The sequence below is a fragment of the Streptomyces sp. 5K101 genome (genome assembly GCF_046506645.1).
Lineage (GTDB): Bacteria > Actinomycetota > Actinomycetes > Streptomycetales > Streptomycetaceae > Streptomyces.
In genome coordinates, this window is record NZ_JBKFFO010000024.1 from 45,159 (window position 1) to 68,064 (window position 22,906).

The 22,906-nt window shown below is 69.9% G+C and carries 18 protein-coding genes; 14 read left to right on the forward strand and 4 right to left on the reverse strand.

Annotated elements, in window-relative coordinates:
- Positions 1–11: 11 nt before the first annotated feature.
- Entirely contained in the window at positions 12–608 is a 597-nt protein-coding gene (locus ACLB9X_RS30250; protein ID WP_410363619.1) for a sensor histidine kinase, read from the reverse strand.
- A gap of 119 nt (positions 609–727) precedes the next feature.
- Between ACLB9X_RS30250 and ACLB9X_RS30255 the strand changes: the two genes are divergently transcribed.
- Positions 728–1,351 (forward strand): VanZ family protein, encoded by a 624-nt coding sequence (locus ACLB9X_RS30255; protein WP_410363620.1) that lies wholly within the window; start codon positions 728–730, stop codon positions 1,349–1,351.
- A 166-nt stretch (positions 1,352–1,517) separates the two neighbouring features.
- Here ACLB9X_RS30255 and ACLB9X_RS30260 read toward each other — a convergent pair whose 3' ends face one another.
- Positions 1,518–3,503, reverse strand: a complete 1,986-nt coding sequence (locus tag ACLB9X_RS30260) for a BTAD domain-containing putative transcriptional regulator (RefSeq protein WP_410363622.1) — start codon at positions 3,501–3,503, stop codon at positions 1,518–1,520.
- Between the two features lie 85 nt (positions 3,504–3,588).
- Here ACLB9X_RS30260 and ACLB9X_RS30265 point away from each other — a divergent pair, with 85 nt between their 5' ends.
- Together ACLB9X_RS30265 and ACLB9X_RS30270 are read left to right on the forward strand one after the other, a co-directional pair.
- On the forward strand, positions 3,589–4,521 hold the full coding sequence (locus ACLB9X_RS30265) for an alpha/beta fold hydrolase (RefSeq protein WP_410363623.1): 933 nt from the start codon (positions 3,589–3,591) through the stop codon (positions 4,519–4,521).
- Between the two features lie 328 nt (positions 4,522–4,849).
- Entirely contained in the window at positions 4,850–7,723 is a 2,874-nt protein-coding gene (locus ACLB9X_RS30270; protein WP_410363624.1) for a helix-turn-helix transcriptional regulator, read from the forward strand.
- A gap of 110 nt (positions 7,724–7,833) precedes the next feature.
- Here ACLB9X_RS30270 and ACLB9X_RS30275 read toward each other — a convergent pair whose 3' ends face one another.
- Positions 7,834–9,120: an MFS transporter gene (locus ACLB9X_RS30275; RefSeq protein ID WP_410363625.1), complete on the reverse strand. Its 1,287-nt coding sequence runs from the start codon at positions 9,118–9,120 to the stop codon at positions 7,834–7,836.
- A gap of 893 nt (positions 9,121–10,013) precedes the next feature.
- Between ACLB9X_RS30275 and ACLB9X_RS30280 the strand changes: the two genes are divergently transcribed.
- The 5 genes from ACLB9X_RS30280 to ACLB9X_RS30300 all read left to right on the forward strand — a co-directional run bounded on the left by ACLB9X_RS30280 (position 10,014) and on the right by ACLB9X_RS30300 (position 15,427).
- The gene (locus ACLB9X_RS30280; protein ID WP_410363626.1) at positions 10,014–11,027 is read left to right on the forward strand and encodes a helix-turn-helix domain-containing protein; all 1,014 of its coding nucleotides are present in this window, start codon (positions 10,014–10,016) and stop codon (positions 11,025–11,027) included.
- A 52-nt stretch (positions 11,028–11,079) separates the two neighbouring features.
- Positions 11,080–11,940 (forward strand): helix-turn-helix domain-containing protein, encoded by an 861-nt coding sequence (locus ACLB9X_RS30285; protein ID WP_410363627.1) that lies wholly within the window; start codon positions 11,080–11,082, stop codon positions 11,938–11,940.
- A 472-nt stretch (positions 11,941–12,412) separates the two neighbouring features.
- On the forward strand, positions 12,413–13,384 hold the full coding sequence (locus ACLB9X_RS30290) for an alpha/beta hydrolase (RefSeq protein WP_410363628.1): 972 nt from the start codon (positions 12,413–12,415) through the stop codon (positions 13,382–13,384).
- 140 nt (positions 13,385–13,524) lie between these two features.
- Positions 13,525–14,604, forward strand: a complete 1,080-nt coding sequence (locus ACLB9X_RS30295) for an alpha/beta hydrolase (protein WP_410363629.1) — start codon at positions 13,525–13,527, stop codon at positions 14,602–14,604.
- Positions 14,605–14,971: 367 nt separating this feature from the next.
- Positions 14,972–15,427, forward strand: coding sequence for an SsgA family sporulation/cell division regulator (locus tag ACLB9X_RS30300; protein ID WP_410363630.1), 456 nt, complete (start codon positions 14,972–14,974; stop codon positions 15,425–15,427).
- Positions 15,428–15,541: 114 nt separating this feature from the next.
- Here ACLB9X_RS30300 and ACLB9X_RS30305 read toward each other — a convergent pair whose 3' ends face one another.
- Complete coding sequence (locus ACLB9X_RS30305) at positions 15,542–16,147, reverse strand: TetR family transcriptional regulator (protein ID WP_410363631.1); 606 nt, start codon at positions 16,145–16,147, stop codon at positions 15,542–15,544.
- Between the two features lie 253 nt (positions 16,148–16,400).
- On the opposite strand from ACLB9X_RS30305, the gene ACLB9X_RS30310 reads away from it, so the two are divergent.
- The 6 genes from ACLB9X_RS30310 to ACLB9X_RS30335 all read left to right on the forward strand — a co-directional run bounded on the left by ACLB9X_RS30310 (position 16,401) and on the right by ACLB9X_RS30335 (position 22,636).
- Positions 16,401–17,039, forward strand: a complete 639-nt coding sequence (locus ACLB9X_RS30310; RefSeq protein WP_410363632.1) for an isochorismatase family protein — start codon at positions 16,401–16,403, stop codon at positions 17,037–17,039.
- A gap of 90 nt (positions 17,040–17,129) precedes the next feature.
- The gene (locus tag ACLB9X_RS30315) at positions 17,130–17,885 is read left to right on the forward strand and encodes an SDR family NAD(P)-dependent oxidoreductase (RefSeq protein ID WP_410363633.1); all 756 of its coding nucleotides are present in this window, start codon (positions 17,130–17,132) and stop codon (positions 17,883–17,885) included.
- 64 nt (positions 17,886–17,949) lie between these two features.
- Complete coding sequence (locus tag ACLB9X_RS30320) at positions 17,950–19,302, forward strand: FAD-binding oxidoreductase (RefSeq protein WP_410363634.1); 1,353 nt, start codon at positions 17,950–17,952, stop codon at positions 19,300–19,302.
- Positions 19,303–19,401: 99 nt separating this feature from the next.
- A complete protein-coding gene (locus ACLB9X_RS30325; RefSeq protein ID WP_410363635.1) occupies positions 19,402–20,496 on the forward strand; it encodes a hypothetical protein in 1,095 nt (364 codons plus the stop codon).
- Between the two features lie 47 nt (positions 20,497–20,543).
- Positions 20,544–21,716: a DUF5624 domain-containing protein gene (locus ACLB9X_RS30330; protein ID WP_410363636.1), complete on the forward strand. Its 1,173-nt coding sequence runs from the start codon at positions 20,544–20,546 to the stop codon at positions 21,714–21,716.
- Between the two features lie 59 nt (positions 21,717–21,775).
- Positions 21,776–22,636, forward strand: coding sequence for an alpha/beta fold hydrolase (locus tag ACLB9X_RS30335; protein ID WP_410363637.1), 861 nt, complete (start codon positions 21,776–21,778; stop codon positions 22,634–22,636).
- Positions 22,637–22,906 lie beyond the last annotated feature (270 nt).

The following is a 22,906-nucleotide window of genomic DNA, read 5'->3' on the forward strand; positions in this document are numbered from 1 at the left end:
ACGGTCTCTCTCTATGTCCGGTCGTGGCCCCGGCCGAGCGCCGCGGGATCGATCGCATTCGTAGGTGCGGTGCTGGCCGGCAGGACTGCCTCGACCAGCCAGCCGTCCCGGGCGGCCGGGCCCGAGCGCAGCGTGCCGCCGATCATCGCGACGCGTTCCTCCAGGCCTGTGAGGCCGAAGCGCCCGCCGGTGCTCCGGCGCCGACCGCCGTCGTTGCTCACCCGTATCCGTACGGTGTCCTCGGTGTGGGTCAGCGAGACCTCGACACTGGTGCAGTGGCGGGCGTGCTTGCGGACATTGGTGAGGGCCTCCATCACCACGTGGTGCGCGGTGGTGGCGACCTCTGCCGGCAGTGGGCCGGGCTCGCCCTCTTCGACCAACTCCGTCCGGGCACCCGGCAGCTCGAACCGCTCGACCAGCCGGCGTACGGCACCCCCGAGGTCGGCGACCGGCCGCGGGGCGACCCTGTTGTCCGGCTCGCGCAGCATCCCGACCATGCGGTGCATCGACTCCAGCGCCTCGGTCCCCGCCTGCTCGATCCGCTCCAGCGCGGGCGGCAGGAGTTCCGGCTTCTTCGCCGCGACGGCACCGGCGCCCTGCGCCAGCACGACGATGCCGAAAGTCGTAACGGGCGGTCGCGGAACCTGTCGTGCGGAAGATCCGCGAGGGTGTGCGAGGCGGTGAGACTCCGGGCGAGACGACGGCAACGGGCTATCACGACAGGGAAGTGTTCATACGCATGGTCAATCTCGACTTCACGGTTTCCGCGGCCATGGTGCTGGTGCCCGCACTGGTCCTCTTCGCCGTCCTGGTTCTGCTGCGTGCCCGCGCCGGCAGCCCCGGCTGGACCGGCAGGCATGCACTGCTGCGGCTGGGCGGCGCTCTCTACGCGGCGGCGGTCCTCCAGCCGACAATCTTCCCGCTGCACGTGGTGTTCGGGACGTACGCCAACCAGACCCCCTGGTACGAGATGGTCCAGTGGGTGCCGCTGATCATCGCGGACTTCAGCTTCGTCCCCAATGTGATCATGATGCTGCCGCTGGGAGCGCTGCTGCCCCTAGTGTCCGTCCGCGTGTCCTCCGCGGGACGGGCCGCTCTGGCCGGTGCCGGGATCAGCCTGGCCATCGAGCTGACACAGATGCTGTCGTACGTCCTGTTCAGCAACGGCCGCTCCGTGGACATCAACGACGTCATCGCCAACACCCTCGGCACGGTCCTGGGCTTCCTCGCCCTGCGGTGGGCCGCCCGGGCTCGGTCGCTGGCCGGGCTGGTGCAGGAGCTCGCCCTGCCCTCCGCGAGCCCGGTCGGCATCCCCGCCACCGGACACGGGCACGCCGGGTCGGCGTCCTGACCGATGACGTCCAGGAAGGGCACTGTCATGTTGGCTGACGGGTGAGAGCGCAAGAGCGTCGTCTCGTACGAGACAATCCCCCGGTGGTGCGCCCGGTCCGGCACGCCCACGACGTCGGCCCCTGACCACATACCAGGTGAGAGCCACGCAGCCGGATCCGAGCACGTCAGTCGAGCGCATCGGTGATGGCAGTGAGCCACCCGTCCACAGGACCGAGGGTGACCAGGCCGCTGCCCGCGCCCGCGAGTTCGCCCGCGGCCGGCAGCAGGCGGGTGTGGAGTCGCTCCAGCGCGACCCGGTCGCCGAGTTCCAGGGCGACTGCTGTCTCCAGGCAGCACAGCGCCTCGTACATCAGGTCCGCGGGCGGCTCCGGCAAGGCGCGCAGCATCCCCCGGGCTTCGGCGCGGCGGCCGGTGCGCAGCGGGACGAAGGCCTCGGCCCAGGGACGGTACGGCCCCCAGTCCGCCCCCGCGTCGACGTGCTCGGCGGCCTCCGCTGCGGACGTGCTGGCGCCGACCAGATGCAGGCACAGCTGGGCGAAGCGCAGCAGGCCGTGCTCAACGCCGGGCATGCCGGCACCGTCCAGCCGTGCGGAGGCCGCCCGGTACGCGGCCTCCGCCTGTGCGGTCTGCCCGGAAGCAGCCAGACGCAGCGCCCGATACCACTGGGTGAAGACGCTCGCCAGCGGCCGTTCGTGGCGCTCGGCCAGACGGTCCGCGGCGGCGGCGTGCTCGTCGGCCGCCCGGAAGTCGCCGAGCGCGCTGCGCGCCTGCACTTGGATCAGGTGGCCGAGGACTTCGAAGGTCACCAGGCCGTGGCGGATGGCCAGCGCGACCAGCTCCGCGCCAAGCGCATCCCGTCTCGGCGCGAGCCCGGCCCGGGTGCAGGACTGCATGAAGGCCCCGTTGAGGGCGAACGCCAGCAGCGTGGGATCGTCCAGGCGCCGGGCGATCTCCTCCGCCTCGTGTGCGGCCTGCGGGCCGCGTGCGGAGCGGGTGCCGCGCATCTCCAGTGCGACTGTGGCCAGTAGGCGGCAGCGCGCCGACTCGTGTGGGCCGCCGCTTGGCAGGGCGGCCAGGGTGCGCTCGGCGGCCGCGACGATCTGCTGCGCCTGCTGCGGGTCGTCGTTGCGAGTCCAGATCGCGGGGACGTCGTAGGCACCGATCACGCGGGCGGTCAGCTCCGGGTCGCCGAGCTCTTCCGCCGCGGTGATGGTCGCCAGGCGGTGTTCCTGGGCCGCCTGCAGCCCGCCGCCTCCGGTGACCGCGAGAGTGCGGATGAGTCCGACTGTCGCCTCCAGCCGGGCCCGCGGGCCTGCGGCGACCGTGCGGTCGTAGGCCGCGGCCGCCCGTGTCCAAAGCCGGGCCGCCGCCGTCATCGGTTCGTCCGGAAGGTCGAGGCGCGGGTCCTGGGTGAGGATGTCCGTCTCCAGTCGGCGCAGCTCCGGGCCGGGGTCCAGGCCCAGCTCGTCGGCCAGTACGGTCCGGGCCCGGCGCAGCACCGCGAGTGCATCCGCCTGTCGGCCCGCGCGGTAGAGCGCCAGGGCCAGCAGCCGCCAGCCCTCCTCACGCCAGGGATGCTCGGCCAGGTGGGCATCCAGGTCGGGTACCGCCTCGGCGGCCAGCCCGAGGGCCAGCCGGGCCTGCGCCTGCTGCTCCACCGCTTGCAGCCGCAGCTCGGCCAAGCGGGAGCGCTCCCCGCGTACCCAGGTCTCCTGGACGAACTCCGCGTACGCCGGGCCACGCCACATGTCCAGCGCAGCCTGCAGTTGTTCCAGTGCCCGCTGGGGCGGTAGCTGCGCGGCGGCACCGACGGCCGCCTCGAACCGCCAGGCGTCCACGGCATCCGGTGCTGCCCGCAGCGCGTACCCGGGGCCCTCGGTGACCAGCAGGCGCGCTGAAGCCCGGGCCGGACGGTCCGGCTCCAGGACACGGCGCAGCGCGGCGACGAAGGTCTGTACGGCACCCACGGCGCCCGGCCCGGGCTCGTCCCACAGGTCCTCCACGAGGTGGGCGACCGGAACCACGCGTCGGCGCGCCGTGATCAGCCGAGCGAGCACCGCCCGGTGCCGCGGTCCCTTCAGCCCGAGAACGCCACCGGCCGCATCCCACGCGACCACTGGCCCGAGCACACCGAAGGTGATCCGCTCCATCCCCGCCTCCCGACCTTGCCCTGCCCGCCTGCCTGCCTGCCACGGTACGCGCTGACCGGATGCTGATTCGCGCGCGGCAGTCTCGATGGTGTCCGCCCGACCGCGGACCCTCCCGCACCGACGAAAGCAGCACACCGTGGCAGCACCGACCATCCCCGGCTTCGACTACCAGCGCGTCCAGGTCGCCGACGGCATCGCCCTCAACGCCGCCGTCGGCGGCTCGGGCAGCCCGATCGTGCTCCTGCACGGCTTCCCTCAGACCCACTTGATGTGGCGGCACGTCGCCGCCGACCTCGCGGCGGACCACACGGTCATCTGCCCCGACCTGCGCGGCTACGGCGCGAGCGACAAGCCCGCCGAGACCGGCCCGGACATGTACTCCAAGCGCACCATGGCCGCCGACATCGTCGCCCTGGCCCGCACGCTCGGCCACGAGCGGTTCGCCCTGGCCGGCCACGACCGCGGCGCCCTGGTCGCCTTCCGCGCCGGACTCGACCACCCCGCCACCATCACCCACCTGGCCTGCCTCGACGTTCTGCCGACCCTCGACATGTGGCAGGTGATGCGCGGAACGAAAGCCGCCATCGGGTTCCACCTCTACCTGATGGCCCAGCCCCCGGGCCTGCCCGAGCAGATGATCGCGGCCGCACCGGACGCCTTCTTCGGCCATTTCCTCGACATCTGGACCCGCGACCCCGAGGCCGTTCCCGCTGACATCCGCGCCGCTTACCTGGACGCCTGCCGCGACGCGGTGCCCTCGATCGTGGCCGACTACCGCGCCTCCGCCGGCATCGACGTCGACCACGACCAAGCCGACAGGAACGCCGGCAGCCGACTGGACATGCCAGTCGCCGTACTCCAGCAGGACTGGGGCGCCGCCCTCGGCTTCGACGCCCGGGCGCTGTGGTCCGCCTGGGCACCGAAGCTGGCCCACACGACCGTCGACTGCGGCCACTTCATGGCCGAAGAAGCCCCCGACCAGATCGCCTCGGAGCTCCGCCGACTCGTGGCCCGCTGAGCACCCGGCACCGACGGCGCCCGGAGCGACTTACTCGCGGCTTTCTGACTGCAGATCCGAGGGAGTTTTCAAATCCTGCAGCGGCAACGCGACCCATGACAACATCACGCATTCGAGATCATCAGTCAGGTCTCGACTCCCTCAGGGCGTGTAAGCGCTCCCTCACCGCATTCCAGGTTTTACCGTCTCATGGCACGGAGCGGCTACGACAGTACGCTTTCTGTGTCGGAGATGGGTGAAGCGGCGGGAAAGCGGTCACATGAGGACGGGCACAGGAGATACCACTCGTAGACCCCGGATATCCCCTGTCCGGCGGGGGGACCCGACGATGTCGTCGGGCCTCCCGACTCGTCTTGTCGGACGCGAGGCCGAGCTGGCGGTGCTGCGGGACGCCATCGCACGGCTGCGAGCCGGCACCGGTGGCGTGGTCCTGGTCGAGGGTGAGCCCGGTATCGGCAAGTCGTCGCTGGTCGCCGCGGCGGCCGCGGCCGGCAAGGAGTCCGGCTGCACGGTGCTGCACGGCACCGCGGACCAGGTCGCGCACCCGTTGCCGCTGCGATTGCTGTGCGACTGCCTGGAGATCAAACAGCGGGCGGACGATGCCCGCCGCGCCGAGATGCTGCGCTTCGCGCGCGCCGAGCGGCCCGACCTCCTCCTGAGCAACGCCGTGCACGCCGTGCTGATCGAGATGCTCCACACCCTGGTCGAGGAGGACTGTGCTACCGCGCCGACCATGATGGTGCTCGACGACATGCAATGGGCCGACGACGCGTCGCTGGACGTGTGCCGACGCCTGGCGTCGACCGCCGCGCACCTGCCGTTGTTGTTGGTCCTGTCCTTCCGGCCGGTGCCTCGCGGAGCCGGGATGCGGCAGCTACTCGCCGCGCTGCGCGGCCACGCCACGACAACGATATCGGTGGGGCCCCTCGGCCCGGACGCGATCCGTGATCTGCTGTCCGATGTCGCCGGTGCGCCGCCGGGTCCCGCGCTGGTCGAGCTTGCCGCCCAGGCCAGCGGCAATCCCCTGTACGTGCGGGAGCTGGTCGAGTCCCTGGCGCGTGAAGGCGTCGTGACGGTCGGCGAGCGTGCCGAGCTGCGGGACACCTCGTTGAGCACCGTCCGGAGGTCGTTGGCCGCGGCGCTGGACAGCCGGCTGAGCTTCGTACGGGCCGACGCGCTCGACATGCTGCGGGTGGCCGCGCTGCTCGGCAGGGAGTTCGCGGTCGGGGAGGTGGCAGCGCTCCTGGGCCGGTCCACCATCGACATCTCAGGTGATCTCCACGAGGCGGTCGCAGCCGGGATCCTCGTCGATACCGGTCACCAGATGGCGTTTCGGCATCCGCTGATCCGCCAGGCGCTGTACGACGGCATACCGACGGCGCTTCGCGTTGCGCTGCACCAGGACGCGGCCAGGGCGCTGGACGGTATCGGCGGTGTCGAGCCCCAACGGGTGGCGCAGCAACTGCTGGAGTCGGGTCGCGTCGGCGACCGCTGGGCCCGGCGCTGGCTCGCCGACACCGCTCCTGTGCTGGCGGTCAGGGCCCCGAGCCTCGCGGCCGAGTTGCTGGACCGGGAACTGGAACACGGGGTCGCGGACGAGCGTGACCGTGCCGCGTTGAGCGCGGCTCTTGCCCAGATCCTGGTGGGCGCGGGCGAGCACGAGAAGGCCGCGGGCCGCGCCCAGCAGGCCCTGGCGGTGTCGGGAGAGCCGGCCGACCGTGGGCGGATGTACTGGGTGCTGGCCCGCGCGCTGTTCAGCGGCGGTGACAACGACGCGGCGGTCGCAACGCTGGATCAGGCATTGGAGGAAGATCTGCCCGACGCCTGGCGCGCACGGTTGCTCGGCTCCTTGGCGATGTTTCAGCGGGCCGGATCGGGCGCGCTGGAAGCCGCGGACGCCAGTGCGCGCCGCGCACTGGAGATCGGTGAGAGGGCCGAAGACACGTTCGCCATCGCGTATGCGCTCACCGATCTGTGGCTCACCCACTCCGTACAGCGGCAGTACCTGTCCGCTCTGGACTGCGTGGACCGGGCGCTGGAGATACTGAACGCCGCCGACGACCACGCGGACCTGCGGTGCTATGCACTGCATGCCCGCATCTTCACCCTGCAGAACCTGAGCCGGTGGTCGGACGCCGAGGCAGCCCTTCGGCAGGCGCGGCAGTTCCTGCTCGACGACGACCGGACCGATGACGCCAGGTTCAGCGTCACCGCCGCAGTCCTCACCTACTGGCTGGGCCAGTGGGACGACACGCTGGCGGAGCTCGAATCGGTCGACCAGAGTGTCTCCGCGATGACCTACCGGGGTCTGCGCGAGCGCGGCCCCATGTGGCTGTGGCACGGCTTGGCCGCCCTCATCGCCGTCCGCCGGGACGATCGCGCCGCGGCCGAGGGGCACTTGCGGGCCGGGCTGCGTCAGCCACCGGTCACGGTCGCCGATCGGGAGAACACCGACTTCCTGCTGTTCGCGCGGGCGCTCTCCGCCGAGCAGAAGGGGGACCCGCACCTGGCTCTCTCGCACCTCGGCGGTCTCCTCACCCGGGAGCCGGGCGAGATGACGCTGATCCACCAGTGGCTGCCCACGGTTGTCCGCCTGGCACTCGCCGTGGACGACGACTCCGCCGCCGCGGCCGCGCTGGCCGCCTGCCGGGCCGAGGCAGCCGCCGAGCAGGTCCCGGCCCGCGCCACGGCCGCCGCCGACCGGTGCTCAGGACTCTACGAGCGCGATCCGGCGCCGTTGCGGTCGGCGATGGAGCACTACCGGGCCGTCGGCGTGCCGGTGGAGCTGGCGGGAACGTTGGAGGACCTGGCCGTCGTCCTCGCTGAACACGGGAACGCGGGTGAGTCCAAGCGCCTGATCGGCGAAGCGCTCGACCTCTACGGCGGATTCGGCGCGGTCTGGGACATCCGCCGTGCCGAGGCGCGGCTGCGCCGGCACGGGATCCGCAGCGGCGTGCGCGGCGCCCGGACCAAGCGGCCCGCGCACGGCTGGGACGCCCTGACCCCGACCGAGCACAAGGTCGCCCTCCTGGTCGCGGCCGGCAGCTCCACCTCCGACATCGCACAGAGCATGTTCCTCACCCGGCGCACCACGCAGACGCACATCTCCCACATCCTCGCCAAGCTCGGCTTGCGCAGCCGCGTGGAGATCGCCCGGGAGGCCTTCAACCGCTACCCCGCAGCCATTCCCACCGATCTCTGACACCTCTCCCATACCAGCCGTTGTCAGGTCGCGGCGACCAGGCGTCGGCGCCGGTGAGCATCTGACGTTGGTGGTGGTCCGGGCGGCGTGGGGTGAACCGTGGACACGGATCAGCGCACCTTCCTGATGGGGATGACGGCCAGGGCGCCGACCACGCAGACCGCGGCGGCGACGCCGAGCAGCAGGTGGTATTCGTGGCCGCCCGCGGTGTTGACCAGCAGCGCGCCAATGGCGGGAGCGATGGACTGCGGTGCGGCATTGGCGATGTTGAACACGCCCAGGTCCTTGGCCGAATCCTCCGGATCGGGCAGGACATCGAGGACGAGGGCGAGGTCCACGCCCGCGTAGACGCCGAAGCCGAGGCCGAGGACCGCTTCTGCGGCGTAGAAGCCGGCGACGGAGTGAGTCGTGATCAACATGGCGGTGCCGACACCGAAGACGAGCGCCGAGATCCCGACAAAGACCTTGCGGCGCCGCAAGCGGTCGGACAGCCATCCGGCCAGCTGGCCCGCAGCTATCAGGACCAGGGTGTAGACCAGCACGCCGGTGGCCATGACGGACACTGCCCGCTCGTCCGACAGACCCAGCTGGTCCTGAAGGAACAGCAGCCGGAAGGTGGTGAACATGAACATCGCCAGGATCACCATGAAGCGGGAGACGAAGGTCCAGGCGAAGTCCGGGTGCCTGCGGGGGTTCACCCAGAACGTCCTGAGCACCATGCGAAGGCCGCCGCCGGACGGCGGACGCTGCGGCAGCACCTTGTCGGGCAGGGCGATCACGTACAGCACGACCAGGGCGAGCCCGACCGCCGCCGGAGCCATGAACAGCAGGAGCACGTCCGTGCCGAGGATCCTCGCCGCGTAGGCGGCGCCGAGGATGGCCAGGTTCTGCATGACGCCGATCAGGCCGGCGACCTGGCCCCGCTGGAAGACCGGTATCTGGTCGGCAACCGACGCGGTGAACGCGGCCAGGGCGGCGTTGGCGAACATCTGGCTCAGGAACCAGGCAACGGCGACGACCGCCAGACTCTGCGCGGTGGCGATGACGGCGAGGCCGACGGTCAGTCCCAGGGCGCCGATCACCAGCCAGGGCCGGCGTCGGCCGAACCGGCCTGTCGTCCGGTCACTGATCCGGCCGAAGACCGGGTTGGCGAGGAACGCAGCCAGTGCGCCAAGGCTGCTGACCATGCCGAGCGCGGAGACCTCTCCGTCTTTGGGGACGATGTCCTGCACCTTGATCGCCAGGCTGGAGAAGACCGGGGTGAGCAGGGCCAGGAAGAGTCCCAGTTGCGCCAGGGCCATCGTGGTGACGACCCAGGGGCGGGCGCTGCGCTCGGGCGGGCGGCGTTGCTCCGTGTACGGAGGAGCGTGGTCGGGGCGGGGAGGGGTGGTGGTCATGCGACCGCCTTCGTACTGGGAGACGCGAACGGGGATGCGGCGAGAGGCGTCTCGAAAGAACGCTGACACAGGTACTCACACGTGGTATGGACACGTGTGAGTAGCGGCAAAGGTAAGCGCGGGCCGGTGCGTAGGCAAGGGACGGACGAGGGCTTCTTGATGCGGAGCGACACACGCGGGGGAGGTGACGAGCGCCGGAGTCGCCCGTGAGGCCGGAGTCTCCCGTACCGCCTCTCAGCAGCCATTCGCGCCCACCTGTGACGCCGACCGCTGTCATTTGACAGATGTCTCGCGGCCTCGGGCACCGGAAACTCAGGCGTGCCGACCACCCGATGTGCAGGCGTTGGTCGGCCACACCGACATAACCGGAGCCAGCCATGCCCCACGTCCGGATCAGCACGGACAATCGTGCCGATATCTCCACATACATCCACGCTTACGGCCAGGGCCAACCGCGTCCCGCCTCTCCGCGCGACCGCATACGGGCCCGTGCTGATGCAGAAAGCGAGCTTGATCCCGGTTTAGGCAGCCTGCACAACGTCGCCTGAACGACCCCGAGAGGTCAACGAGACGCCGCACGTCTTCCTCAGCGAGCGAGCGACCGAGCCCGGAAGTGGGCCGGCACGGCAGCGGATTCTCCGATACACACGGCGACAGTGGGGTCGTCCGGGACGATCCGGTCGGCCGTCGCGCACCACGCGGCCCCATCGCGACATGGGCGACCAGCGGACGGGGCGGCCTCGTGCGCCACACAGTCGGTCGGGCGGTGACTCTGCAGATGCGGAGTACGTGCCGCACCGGTGCAGGTGGCAACGAGCGCAGACATCGCAGCGGTCCCGCGAGCTGGGCCTGCGCGGACTCATCCATGGCAGAAAGGATTCGACGGAGTCACCATGACCGTCATCGTCTCAACGGACCAGGTAGCACCACGAGACCGGCACGCCTTCTTCGCTGACCTCGTGATGCAGACCCACTTCCGTCACAACATGAACTTCCTCGAAGGGCCGAGACCGTTTTCGGCCTCCATCGCCAGCAACCAGCTCGGTCCTCTGCGGATCAACACGGTGCTGTCCGGTCCCGCTCATGTCAGCCGCACTCACCGCCTGTTTTCACATGATCCCGAGGAATACGTGCTCGTCGGCCTGCAGCGCCGCGGAACACCGAGGGTGGTGGCACAGGACAGCGGGCAGGAGGGCGCGATGCGGCCGGGCGACATGGTCATCCTGACCTCGTACCGCCCCTATGCCTCGGTGTACGCGGAGCCGGTCGAGATCGTGTCGGTCATGCTGCCGAGGCCTGCCCTGCTCGTGCCGGATTCGGATCTGCACAACCTCACCGGAGGGGTCATCCGCGGTGACGACGGACTGGGGCGGCTCCTGTCGCCGTTCCTGTCGCGCCTCGCCGACGCCTCCGCCTCGTACTCCCCGGAGATCGGCGAACAGCTCGCGCGCAACGTGACCGACCTGCTGGCCACGCTGTGCGCGGAACGACTCGGTCACGACAGGATCGACGCCGAGACCGCCCAGCGCGCCCTGCTTCTGCGGATCCGGTTCTTCATCAACCGCAACCTGGCCCATCCCGGCCTGTCGCCCGAGTCGATCGCCCGGGCGCACGGCATCTCCACGCGCTATCTGCACAAGCTCTTCCAAGGCGAAGGCATGACCGTGAGCCGGTGGATCCTGCGGCGCAGGCTCGAGGAGTGCCGCCGCGAGCTGGATCGCCGCGGCCTACGCATCCCGACGGTGGGTTCGGTCGCACGGCGCTGGGGGTTCACCCACCTGGCCCACTTCAGCCGGGCGTTCCGCGCGGCCTACGGGATGTCGCCGCGCGAGTGGCAGGAACGCAGCAGCCTGCCTGCCCTGGGGCGGCCGCTGCCCGACATGCCGGAGCAAGGGACTGCAACGTAAAGGCGGACACACGTGCCGTCTGTGATCCAGCACAGGGCAAACCATGGATGTCTTGACCAGTGGCCCCGGCAGCGGCGCGACGACCGGCCGCCTCGCCTACGTGGAAATCTTCACGGTGGACGGCGAGGCGGACCAGCCGGTCGGCGGGCCGAGCCTGACGGCGGGCGGCCGGGAGAAACACCTGGCCATCGCCCTTCAGTGCGGCGGGCCTGGGACGCTCACCCAGGACGGAAGGGAAGCGGTCCTGCGGGCGGGAGACTTCACGGTCTTCGAGGCCGCCCGTCCATGCCGGCTGCGGTCCGAAGGACAAACCGTGTGCTTTGTCGTCCCGCGCCATGCCCTGGGACTGAACAGCGCCGAACTGAGACGGATCACCTGGGTGACCGTCCGCGGAGACCAGGGGCTGGGCGCGCTGGTCTCGTGCTTCCTTTCCGGGCTCGCCACTCAAGCGGCGGACTGCGGACCCGAGGTGGGCGAGCGGCTCGCGGGCCACGCCATGAACCTCCTCGCGAGTCTCTTCGTCGGGCAGCTCGGCCATGACGGGGACGGGAGCGCCGAACCCGATGCTTCCCATGCGCTGCTCCTGCGGGTCAAAACGTTCATCGAAGAGCACCTCGCCGACCCCGGCCTGACACCGGGGGCGATCGCGAGCGCCCACCAGATCTCCGTGCGCTACCTGCACAAACTGTTCCAAGGCGAAGCCACGACCGTGAGCCGCTGGATCAAGCAGCGTCGCCTGGAGAAATGCCGCGAGGAACTCCACCGCGGCGGGCGATCCGCTCCCAGCGTGTCGGCGATCGCACAGCGTTGGGGATTCCCCCATCCCGCCCATTTCACCCGGGCGTTCCGGGCCGCCTATGGCATGTCCCCGAGCCAATGGCAGGCGGCGCACACTGCCGCCCCTGCTCGCTGAGGGGGCGGAAAAGAGCCACGCCAGGAGGGCGCATACAGCTTCCAGCGACGTGCTGGCGGCATGCGGGCCCTCGCCGGCTCCCGCCTCGACAGGCCGCGCACCGGCGCGGCGGCCTCTGGGTGATCAACCAACGTGAGTTGCGGCGCCTCGGATCGGCGTGACCTCGGCGGCGTGCCAGGATCACCGACCGCGATATCGCCTGGAGCCTGAACCCACTGAGCGTGTCGACATGCGCCGACCGTCTCGGCCAGAGACGGACGGCTGATCACGCTGAGCAGAACCGCTCAGCGGCGGGTGACGGTCGGCGACACCTGCCGTTCGCTGAAGAACAAGCAGCGGTGCGCGCGCCGTCAATCACCGCCCAGGCAGTGGTCTTAGCGTGACGATCAACACACACCGGGAGATCTGCGCATGATCCGTGTCATGTCGCCGGAAGGGCCGGTGTACCAACCCAACACCCCAGGAGATTGACATGTCTGACGCCATCGAGCCGGTTCAGCCGGTCCTGGAGCCCGCTGCAGCTGCCTTCGCGGAGGCGACCGCCAATCCGCCGTACCTGTTCGATCTCGGTCCGGTGGAGGGCCGCAAGGCGGTCGACGAGGTGCAGTCCGGCGAGATCGACAAGCCCGCGATCGACGAGGAGTGGGTCACCGTCCCGGGCGGGCCGACGGGCAGTGTCCGGGCGCGCATCATCAGGCCCGCCGGCGTCGAGGGGACGCTGCCGGTGATCCTCTACATCCACGGTGCGGGCTGGGTGTTCGGCAACGCCCACACGCACGACCGCCTGGTGCGCGAACTCGCCGTCGGCGCCCGCGCGGCCGTCGTCTTCCCCGAGTACGACCTGTCGCCCGAGGCCCGTTACCCGGTCGCCATCGAGCAGAACTACGCGGTCGCGCAGTGGGTCGTGGGGCAGGGTGTGTCCAAGGGACTGGACGGTTCCCGCCTGGCCGTCGCGGGCGATTCTGTGGGCGGCAACATGACCGCCGCGCTGACCCTCATGGCCAAGGAGCGCGGCGACGTCCCCCTGGTGCAGCAGGTGTTGTTCTACCCGGTCACCGACGCGAGCTTCGACACCGGCTCCTACCACCAGTTCGCGACCGGTTACTTCCTGCGCCGGGATGCCATGCAGTGGTTCTGGGACCAGTACACGACCGACGAGCAGCAGCGCGCCGAGATCACCGCCTCCCCGCTGCGCGCCACCACCGAACAGCTCACGGGCCTGCCCCCGGCCCTGGTCATCACCGCCGAGGCCGACGTGCTGCGCGACGAGGGCGAGGCCTATGCCAACAAGCTCCGCCAGGCCGGCGTCCCGGTCACCGCGGTCCGCTACCAGGGCATCATCCACGACTTCGTCATGCTCAACGCCCTGCGCGAGACCCACGCCGCCGAGGCCGCCATCAACCAGGCCATCGCCACCCTCCGCACTGCGCTCGGCACCGCCTGACCGCACTCAACCGGCACCGTGGCCACCTCGTAGCCAGGGTGCGCAAGCCCGGTGCCCTGACCTGCCGTCCGACCGGCGGGGCGGGTCAGGGCACCCTCCATACCACGCCCTCTTCATCACCACCGCACCAGGAGTTCTCCATGTCCACCACCCGTGTTCGCATCAGCCGCAAGGCGGCCGTCGCCGCCGCCGTCGCACTTGTCACCGCGGTCACGATCAGCATCAACGCCACCGCCTCCGCCACCCCATCCTCGTCCGCCACGCACCAGGGCGTGGTCCTGGAGAAGGACGCCCAGACTTTCGCCGACGCCGCCGCGAAGAACCCCCCGATCTACACCCTGTCCTACGCCGACGCCCGCAAGGCCCTGGACAGCGCCCAGTCCGGGCCCGTCGCCAAGCCCCCGGCCGACATCACCCACCGCACCATCAACGTCGGCCCCACCGGCAAGGTGACCATCCGCATAGTCCGGCCGACGGGTGTGAGCGGCAAGCTGCCCGCCGTGATGTACATCCACGGCGGCGGCTGGGTCCTGGGCAACGAGAACACCCACGACCGGCTGGTCCGGCAGATCGCCAACGGTGCCCGCGCCGCCGTCATCTTCGTCGACTACACGCCCTCGCCCGAGGCCCGCTACCCCATTGCCATCGAGCAGGTGTACGCCGCCACCAAGTGGGTCGCCGAGCACGGCAACGAGATCAACGTCGACGGCTCAAAGGTCGCCGTCGCCGGTGACAGCGTCGGCGGCAACATGGCGGCTGCCGTCACGCTCATGGCCAAGCAGCGCAGCGGACCGAAGCTGAGCGGGCAGATGCTCTTCTACCCCGTCACCGACGCCAACTTCACCACCCCGTCCTACCGGCAGTACGCCGACGGCCCCTGGCTGACCCGCAAGGCCATGAAGTGGTTCTGGGACGCCTACGCCCCGAACGCCAAGGACCGCAAGCAGATCCTGGCCTCCCCGCTGCGCGCCGACCTCAACCAGCTCAAGGACCTGCCCAAGGCCCTGGTCATCACCGCCGAGGCGGACGTGCTGCGCGACGAGGGCGAGGCATACGCAGCCAAGCTCCGCGCCGCGGGCAACGACGTCACCGCCGTCCGCTACGAGGGCACCATCCACGACTTCGCCATGCTCAACGCCCTCGCCAACACCAACGCCGCCAAGGCGGCCGTCGACCAGGCCAACCGCTTCCTCTACGCCGACCTCCACAGCGGTTCCTGACCCTTGCCGGGCGGCCCGGCCGACCGGGCCGCCCCAGGCCGCACCCCACATTCTCCGTGGCCGCACCCCAGACTCCCCGCAGCCGGACGCGGCGCCTTGGGCATCATCCACGACTTCGTCATGCTCAACGCCCTGCGCGACACCCACGCCGCCGAGGCCGCGATCACCCAGGCGATCAGCACCCTGCGCACGGCGCTCGGCACCGACTGACCGTCACTACTGCTTGACCCTCACCGTCACCGTCGCGTCCGCAGTGCCCCGGGCCGTCCCAGGGCCCTGCGTGTACGCGTCAGGGGCGTGTCCGAGAGAGGGCGGTGGTACCGCAGGAAGCATTCCGTAGAACAAATCGCACCAGAGAGTCGAACTCATGATGGAGAACCTGCCTGGCCCCTGGCCCCCAGGGCCGAATTCGCACGGGGTGGTCCCCCTGTCACTGCAGATCTTGTGGATCGTTGGGGACTCCCAACGGAGTCCGCTCCGAGCCGAGTTCCGTTTCGATCGCAATGATCCTCTTATCGTCTCGGTCACCTTCCGCCCGAAAATCGGGCCTCCCGTCACCTGGAAGATCGGCCGTGACCTTCTCCACGACGGCCTGCTGGCGCCGGCGGGGATCGGGGACGTGCGGATCTGGCCGAGGATCAGCAAAGGTCGGCCGATGCTGCGCCTGCGCCTGGAGCGCTGCGGCATGCAGGTGCTGTTCGAACTGGATCTGCACCGGGTGGAGGACTGGCTTTTCGAGACATACGACCTGGTCCCGCCCGGCGAGGAACTCACCGGTCTCGACTGGGACGCGCTGGTGGCCAACCCGCTCGAGGACCACTGACCGCAACGTCGACGGCCCTTCGCGCTTCGCTCGCCGGGGCGACAGGACTACAAGGGCCGGCCGGAGCCGGCCACAGGAGACGCTCTGGCGGCGAAGGTGCTCAGGCGGTACCCATCAGTCCAGCAGAATGCTGCGCAGGTTGGGGATGAGGTGCCGGACGAGCCGTTCGTCCGACATCTCGGCCAGCGGCCCGCTCCTGAAGACGTACCGGGAGAACGTCACCCCGATGAGATAGGCGCCCACAGACGCCACGCGCTCCTCCAGTTCGGGGCCGGGAATCACCTGCCGGTACATCTCCAGACTGTCCTGCTGCATCGCGGTGAACAACCGCTTGGCGGTCTCCTCCTCAGAGGCCACCGCACGCAACATGGCCACGAACGGGTCGCTGCCTCCGCTCTCGGCCATGCGCCGGACGTAGGACCGGGCGATGCGCGTCGGCAAGGTCTTGGTGTCGCCGGCCACTTCCGCCATGAGCGTGCGGGGGCTGGGGACCGCGGCGAGGAACAACTGTTCCTTGGATGTGAAGTGCCGCAGGACCAGGCCGTGAGTCACTCCGGCCCGGCGCGCGACATCGCGGACGGTCGTCTTGGCGTAGCCGCGCTCGGCGAAGGCAGCCCGGGCGGCTTCGAGGATCGCGGCCCTGCTTGCTTCCGGGTCCCGCCTGCGCTTCTTTGCCGGAGCGGCGTCCTGGTCGGCGAGGTTCGTGGGTGGCGTGTCCATCCCGTAAGTATACACGAGGTTACTAACATGATGACCTAGTGGTCATTAGGCGCGCGAACAGTGGTTTCCTGTTTGCACTGATTCATCACTATTTGCTCCGAGCAAGCAAACTCTTTAAGTGACCACCTGGACATCAGAAGCCCGAGGGACTACCTTCACTAATGACCAAGCGGTCACCAGCGAGTCGGCTTGCTCGGTCTGCTCGGCGGCCGAACCGTCGCTGCCGTTCACCACAAGAGAAAGAAGGCCAGTCATGGCACCTGAGTCCCTCACCCCGGCCAACACCACCGTCGTCCTCGTCGACTACGCCGTCGGTTTCGCGAACCTCCTGCGCTCCCATGACCTCGCGGAGCACATCAACAACGTCGTGGGCCTGGCGAAGACCGCGAAGTGGTACGGAAGCGGCCTGGTGGTGACCAACGGCCAGTCCAGCAAGCCGTCCGGCCCGCTGTACCCGGAACTGCTGGAGGCCCTCGGCGACCAGCCGGTCATCGAGCGCGCGGTCGACTTCAACTCCTTCCTCGACGAGTCGTTCGCCGAGGCGGTCCGGGCGGAGGGCCGCCAGAACCTGGTGATCGGCGGCATCGCCACCGACGGGTGTGTGCTGCAGACCGTGCTCGGCGGCCTGCGTGAGGGCTACCGCGTGCACGTGGCGGTCGACGCCTCCGCCAGCCCCTCGCTCGAGGCCCACAACGCGGCGATCCAGCGCATGGTCCAGGCCGGTGCCGTCCCGGTGACCTGGTTCTCCCTGGCCGCCGAGTTCCAGCTCGACCCCCAGTTCCACGACGCCCCCCACCGCATGCGCCTGATGCAGGAGAACGTGCCGGCCATGGCCATGAGCGCCCGCTCCTTCGGCAACGCCGTCGAACTGGGCAAGCGCGCCGCCGCCTGAGGCTGTCGACGCGAGCACGGCGAGTACCGGCCAGTCATCACACCCATCCCATAGCGGGTCGCGGCCCGCCACGCAGAGAGGAGATCGCCCATGAGCGAGATACAGGAGGACCGGCTGCTGTCCGGGCGGACCGTTCTGGTGGCGGGCGCGACCGGTGGCATCGGCGAGGGAATGACCCTCGCCCTGCTTCGCCAGGGAGCCACCGTCGTGGCCACCGGTCGCAGCGAGGAACGACTGGCTGGTCTCGCCGACTACGTCAGGGCAGCCGGGCAGCCCGGCACCCTGATCACCCGGACCGTCAATGTCGGCGATGCCGACAGCGAGAAGGTGCGCGCACAGCTGTCGCCCTTTGGCGCGCTGGACGGCGCCGTCGTCTCGATCGGCGACTGGGGGAGCCCGGAGCGCACCGGCATCCTCGACATCTCCGACCGTGAGTGGGAGGAAATGATCGCCTCCAACCTGACGAGCCATTTCCACGCGCTGCGTGCGCTAACCCCCCTGCTGTCCCGAGAGGGAGCGCTGGTGCACCTGAGCGGTTTCAGCGCGGACATCCCCTATCCGTTCGCCGCCCTCGTGGGAGCCACCAACGCGGCGAAGAAGTCACTGGTGCGCTCACTGGACGCGGAACTGAACGGTGCGGGCCCGGGCGTGTACGAGCTCATCATCGGCCCCATCCGCACCCGTCCACGGGCCGCGATCGGAGCGGACAACCCCGGCTGGTTCAGCGCCGAGGACCTCGGGCAGCACGCGGGCCGGCTCGTCGCCCGCAGCGGCCCGTACGCCGACGCCCCGCTGCAGTACCTGATCACCCGCGCCCACGGCGTGCGGACCACCCCACCCCAGTAGGACCCCACCCCAGTAAAGGACACGTGCGGATCCCCGTCCCCGTACGGAGACCGCGGAGGCATCCATGCGCACCATCGACAGCTCACCGCCGGCCTCTCGGCTTCCCCTGCCCGACAGTCTCGCCGCGGTCGCGATCCGGCCGGGCGACAGCGACTACGACAACGTGCGGCACACCTACACCCGCACCGGATCACCGGCCGCCGTGATACGCGTTCGCGATCACGAGGACATCGCAGCCGCCTTGGCCCACGCCCGCACCGCACGGCTTCCCCTCACCGTGCGCAGCGGCGGCCACGGCATCAGCGGCCGCTCCACCAACGACGGCGGCATCGTCGTCGACCTCTCCTCACTCAATGCCGTGAAGGTGCTCGACGCCCGATCCGGGCTGGTACGTGTGGAGGCGGGAGCACGCTGGGGAGACGTCGCCGCCCAGCTCGCGCCCCACGGTCTGGCCCTGTCCTCCGGGGACACCGGAGACGTCGGAGTCGGCGGGCTGGCCACCACCGGCGGTATCGGCCTCATGTCCCGCCTGCACGGCCTCACCATCGATCACATGCGCGCCGCCGAGCTGGTCCTGGCGGACGGCTCCCTCGTGCGGACCGACGCCGATCACGACCCGGACCTGTTCTGGGCGGTGCGCGGCGCGGGAGCCAACTTCGGGGTCGCGACGGCGTTCGAGTTCCAGGCCGAGCCGGTGGGCGACGTGATCGCCACGGTCACCGTTTTCGACGCCGGGGACACAGCGGCGTTCCTGACCCGGTGGGGGGCTGCCGTGGAGGCGGCGCCCCGAACGGTCACCAGCTTCCTGACGCTCATGTCGGGCCCCGGTGGACAGCCCGTCGCCCAGGCGATGACCGTGCACGCGGGGGCGGACACCGAGACTGCGCGTGAGGCGCTCGCACCCGTGCTGTCCTCCGGGCCCGTGCTGCGGAACCAGGCCTTCGTCACTCCGTACCACCAGCTGCTGCCAGCCACGCACGCGGCGCAGTACGCGCAGCAGCCGCTCACGGTGTCGCGGTCCGGGCTGCTGGAGCACCTCACCGAGCCCGCCGCCGCGGCCATCGCATCGCTGCTGGTGGCCGCAAGGGCGCCCATGGTGCAGCTGCGGTCCGTCGGCGGAGCGGTCAACGACACGCCCTCGACCGCGACGGCCTACGCGCACCGCACGCAGAACTTCTCGCTGATGGCCGCCACCGTGCCGGCGGGACGCAAGAACCTCGACCGGCACTGGGAACAGCTTCACCCACACCTGAAGGGGCTCTACCTGAGCTTCGAAACGGGCACCGGACCACGACAGCTGCGGGACGCCTTCCCGGGAGCGGTGCTGGACCGGCTGGTGCTCCTCAAGTCGCGCTACGACCCCGACCACGTCTTCGACAACAACTTCGCCCTGCCCTCGGCGGGCCTTCCCGGCTGACCCGCATCACGGCAGCCCCGGGGCGACACGTCGACACGGACCGCGCGCCCCGGTCAACGTACCCACCACCCGTACTTCCTGCGGAGAGGTCCGACAGCCATGCCCAGCACACACCTCACCGAGTTCCAGTCCATCCCCACCTCGGGCGCCCGGGGCGTGGAGCCCTTCGACCTGGACGGCCTGCATTTGCTCGCCATTCCCCAGCTCGCCTACGACGTGCCGGGCACCCCGGTGGACATGAACGGGGGAGACAGCGACACCGACCTGCTGCTGCTCAAGCGTGGCAAACAGGGGTACGAGCCGTTCCAGCGTGTGTCGTTGCCGGGCGGCGAGGACGCGGAGTTCTTCCGCATCGGCGACCGCGCCTTCCTCGCCGTGGCCAGCATCCGCACCGGTAAGGGCCCTTATCAGTTCGCCGCCACCTCGCGTGTCCTGGAATGGGACGGCAGCTCCTTCGTCGAGTTCCAGTCCTTCGACAGCTTCGCCGCCAAGCAGTGGAAGCACTTCACGATCGAGGACCGTCACTTCCTGGCCCTGGCCCAGGGGGTGGTCATCCCCGGGCGGGAGGACGACAACCTGCCCTCCCCGATATTCGTCTGGGACGGTGAACGCTTCGTCCACTTCCAGGACATCGACTCGAAGTGGGCGTACAACTGGCATGCCTTCACCGTCGACGGCCAGCACTTCCTGGCGCACGCGGAGCACGTCGGTCCGTCGGTGCTCTACCGCTTCGACGGAGAGAAGTTCCAGCCGCACCAGGAGCTGGCCGACCGGCACGGCCGCGCGTTCGTGCACTTCACCGCAGGCGGCGACTTCTTCCTGCTGGTGGCCCGGCTGCAGAGCGAGTCGCAGCTGCTGCGCTGGGACGGCTCGCGCTTCGTCGTCCATCAGACGCTGCCCGGGCTGGGAGCGCGCGAGTTCGCCGTCGTACCGGCCGCGGACGGGACCGTGTACGTCGTGCGCGTGAACTTCGTCCTGGGCACTCCGGCCGACCCGACCACCGACCTCGACTCCGAGATGTACCAGTGGCGCGACGGGCAGCTGGTGCAGACAGAGACCTTCCCCACCACGGGCGCCACCGACGTCGCCGTCATCGACGACGACGAGGAGGGCCTGCTCATCGCGGTCTCCCACAGCCTCACCGCCGACGTGCGCTTCGCCGCGCGCACCGTCCTCTACCGCTTCGCCCCCTAAAATCCCCGCCCCCCTCCGCTCCTTTTGCTCCACGACAAGGAACGCCCATGGCCGCCAACGAAAGCCCCGAGCTCGTCGACCTGTTCACCACCTACACGGCCGGCCCCACCAGCATCGGCGCCCACCTCACCCGTACCGCCGCCGCCGACACGGCCGACGCACCGCTGATCGTCGCCACCGGCACCGACTTCGCGCTCTACCCCGGCGGTGGCAAACCGCCCACGGTCGAGGGCTTCCGCTTCTCCACCCAGGGCTTCAAGGAACTCGCCGGCGTGTCCCACCTCGGCCCCGCCCTCGCCACCCTGGTGCAGCTGCGGGAGAAGTACGCCGCCCCCGGCTGGCGCGCCGACGCCGAACGGCTGCTGACCCAGGTGCGGCGCAGCCGCGAGGCGAACAGCGCCGAGCTGTGGCGCGACACCATCGCCGTCGAGACCTACCGCGGCCGCGAGCAGGCCATCGCCGACATGGTCGACTACACCTTCGCCGTCACCGACCGCTTCCTCAGCGCGGCCCTCAAGGACGAAAGCCGTTTCAACGCCGCCGCCCTGCGCACCGAGTACCTGGACAAGGGCAGCGCCGAAGGCCACGGAACCGTCAACCACATGATGATCGCCACGTTCTTCCTCACCGGGCTGGACATCTCCCGCCGGATCATCCACTGGTTTGGTGAGCAGGAGATCGACTGGAGCCGGGCCATGGTGGTCATCGCCGGCAAGCAGGGGCGTCCCACCGCCGGTGTCACCTGGAACACCTCCAGCGTGGCCACGATGCTCCTGGGCGCCTCCGGCTACCAGCTCCCTCTCGAACGCCTCTACATGGCGCCCCACGCCCCCACCTTCACCACCCCGCTCGACGCAGATCTGTCGAAGGTGGCAGCCCTGGAGCAGCCACTGCGCCAGATCTGGTCCAACACCCGCGCCACCGTCGAACTGGGCGATCTGATGTTCTCCGGGCTTCCCCGCTACGCCCCAGGCCGCCTCGCCGTCCCCGACATCACCGACCCGTCCGTCAGCGAGATCAGCGAGATGCCCGTCATCCACGGCCCCGACGACTGGCGCGCCATGACCACCCGCCTCCGAATGGTCATGGAGGACCCGCGCCAGCTCCTGTCCGGCTCCGTCACGGACTACGCCGTCAGCCAGCTCGTCGCCGCCGACAACAACCCCGCCAAGGTGACCGTCCCCGGCCTGGACAACGTCACCTACCCGACCGGGCTGTGACCACCCGCAGCGGGAGGTGCCGCCCGGCACCCCCCCCCCGACGCCAGGAGCACGCCACCATGCCTCCGCTCAGCTTCGACCAGGCCCGCCACCTCGACGTAGAGGGAGGCAGGATCGCCTTCTACGAGACCGGTACGGGCAGCCACCCCATCGTCTGGGTGCACGGTCTGCCCCTGGACTCCCGCTCCTGGGCCGCCCAGAAGGAGTTCTTCGACCCCCACGCCCGCAACGTCTTCCTCGACCTGCGCGGCTACGGCGCCTCCGACAAACTGCCTCCGAACGTGGGCAGCGTCACCGCGCTGTACACCGCCGACCTCACTGCCCTCATCACCCACCTCCGCCTGGAGAGCCCCACAGTGGTCGGCTTCGCGTCCGCAGGGCACGTCGCACTACGGTTCGCCGCTCAGCACCCTCAGCTGCTAGGCAAGCTCGCCGTCCTCAACGGCTCCCCCAAGTTCCGCCGCAGCCACGACTGGCCACACGGTTTCGACGACGCCAGCATCGCCCACTTCACCGGCGCCGCCCGCGAGGGCGGCATCGAAGGAATCACCGACGCGGTCCTCGACCCAGACCTGGTTTTCGCCGACGTCGACACCGCCCGCGCCACGGAGCTCGGCTCCTGGTTCAGCGAGATGAGCTACAACGCGGGCGTGGAGACCCTGCTCGGCTTCTTCGACAACATCTCACTCGACGACGACCGCCACCTGCTGCCCGCCATCACCGTCCCCACCTTGGTGATGAGCAGCACGATCGGCCAGGAAGTCCCCTCGAGCGTCTCCCTGCACCTCCGCCAGACCATCCCCCAGTCCCGTCTGGCCGAACTCCCCGGCACCGACCACTTCGCCTTCGCCACCCGTCCTGACCTCGTCAACGCCCTGCTGCACTCCTTCATCAACGACCGGCCCAGCCCCGATCACTGATCACGCAACCGTCCCCCAGGCCACGGGCCGGTCGGGCCGGTCGGGCCGAGGACTCCCGCCACGAGCGGAAGTGGCCACACAGCGGCGCAGCTGGGGCCTTGACCCTTGATCTTGGACACACGAGACACTGGATCCTGAGGATCTGAGTGGGCGGTTCGTGAGTTGATGTCCGTTCCGGACTTGGTTACCGCTTCTTGCTGAAGGTGCCGGGCTCGGCCTCGGTGAGGATTCCTATTGCGACCAGGCGTTTCATCTTGGCGCGGGTGCGTT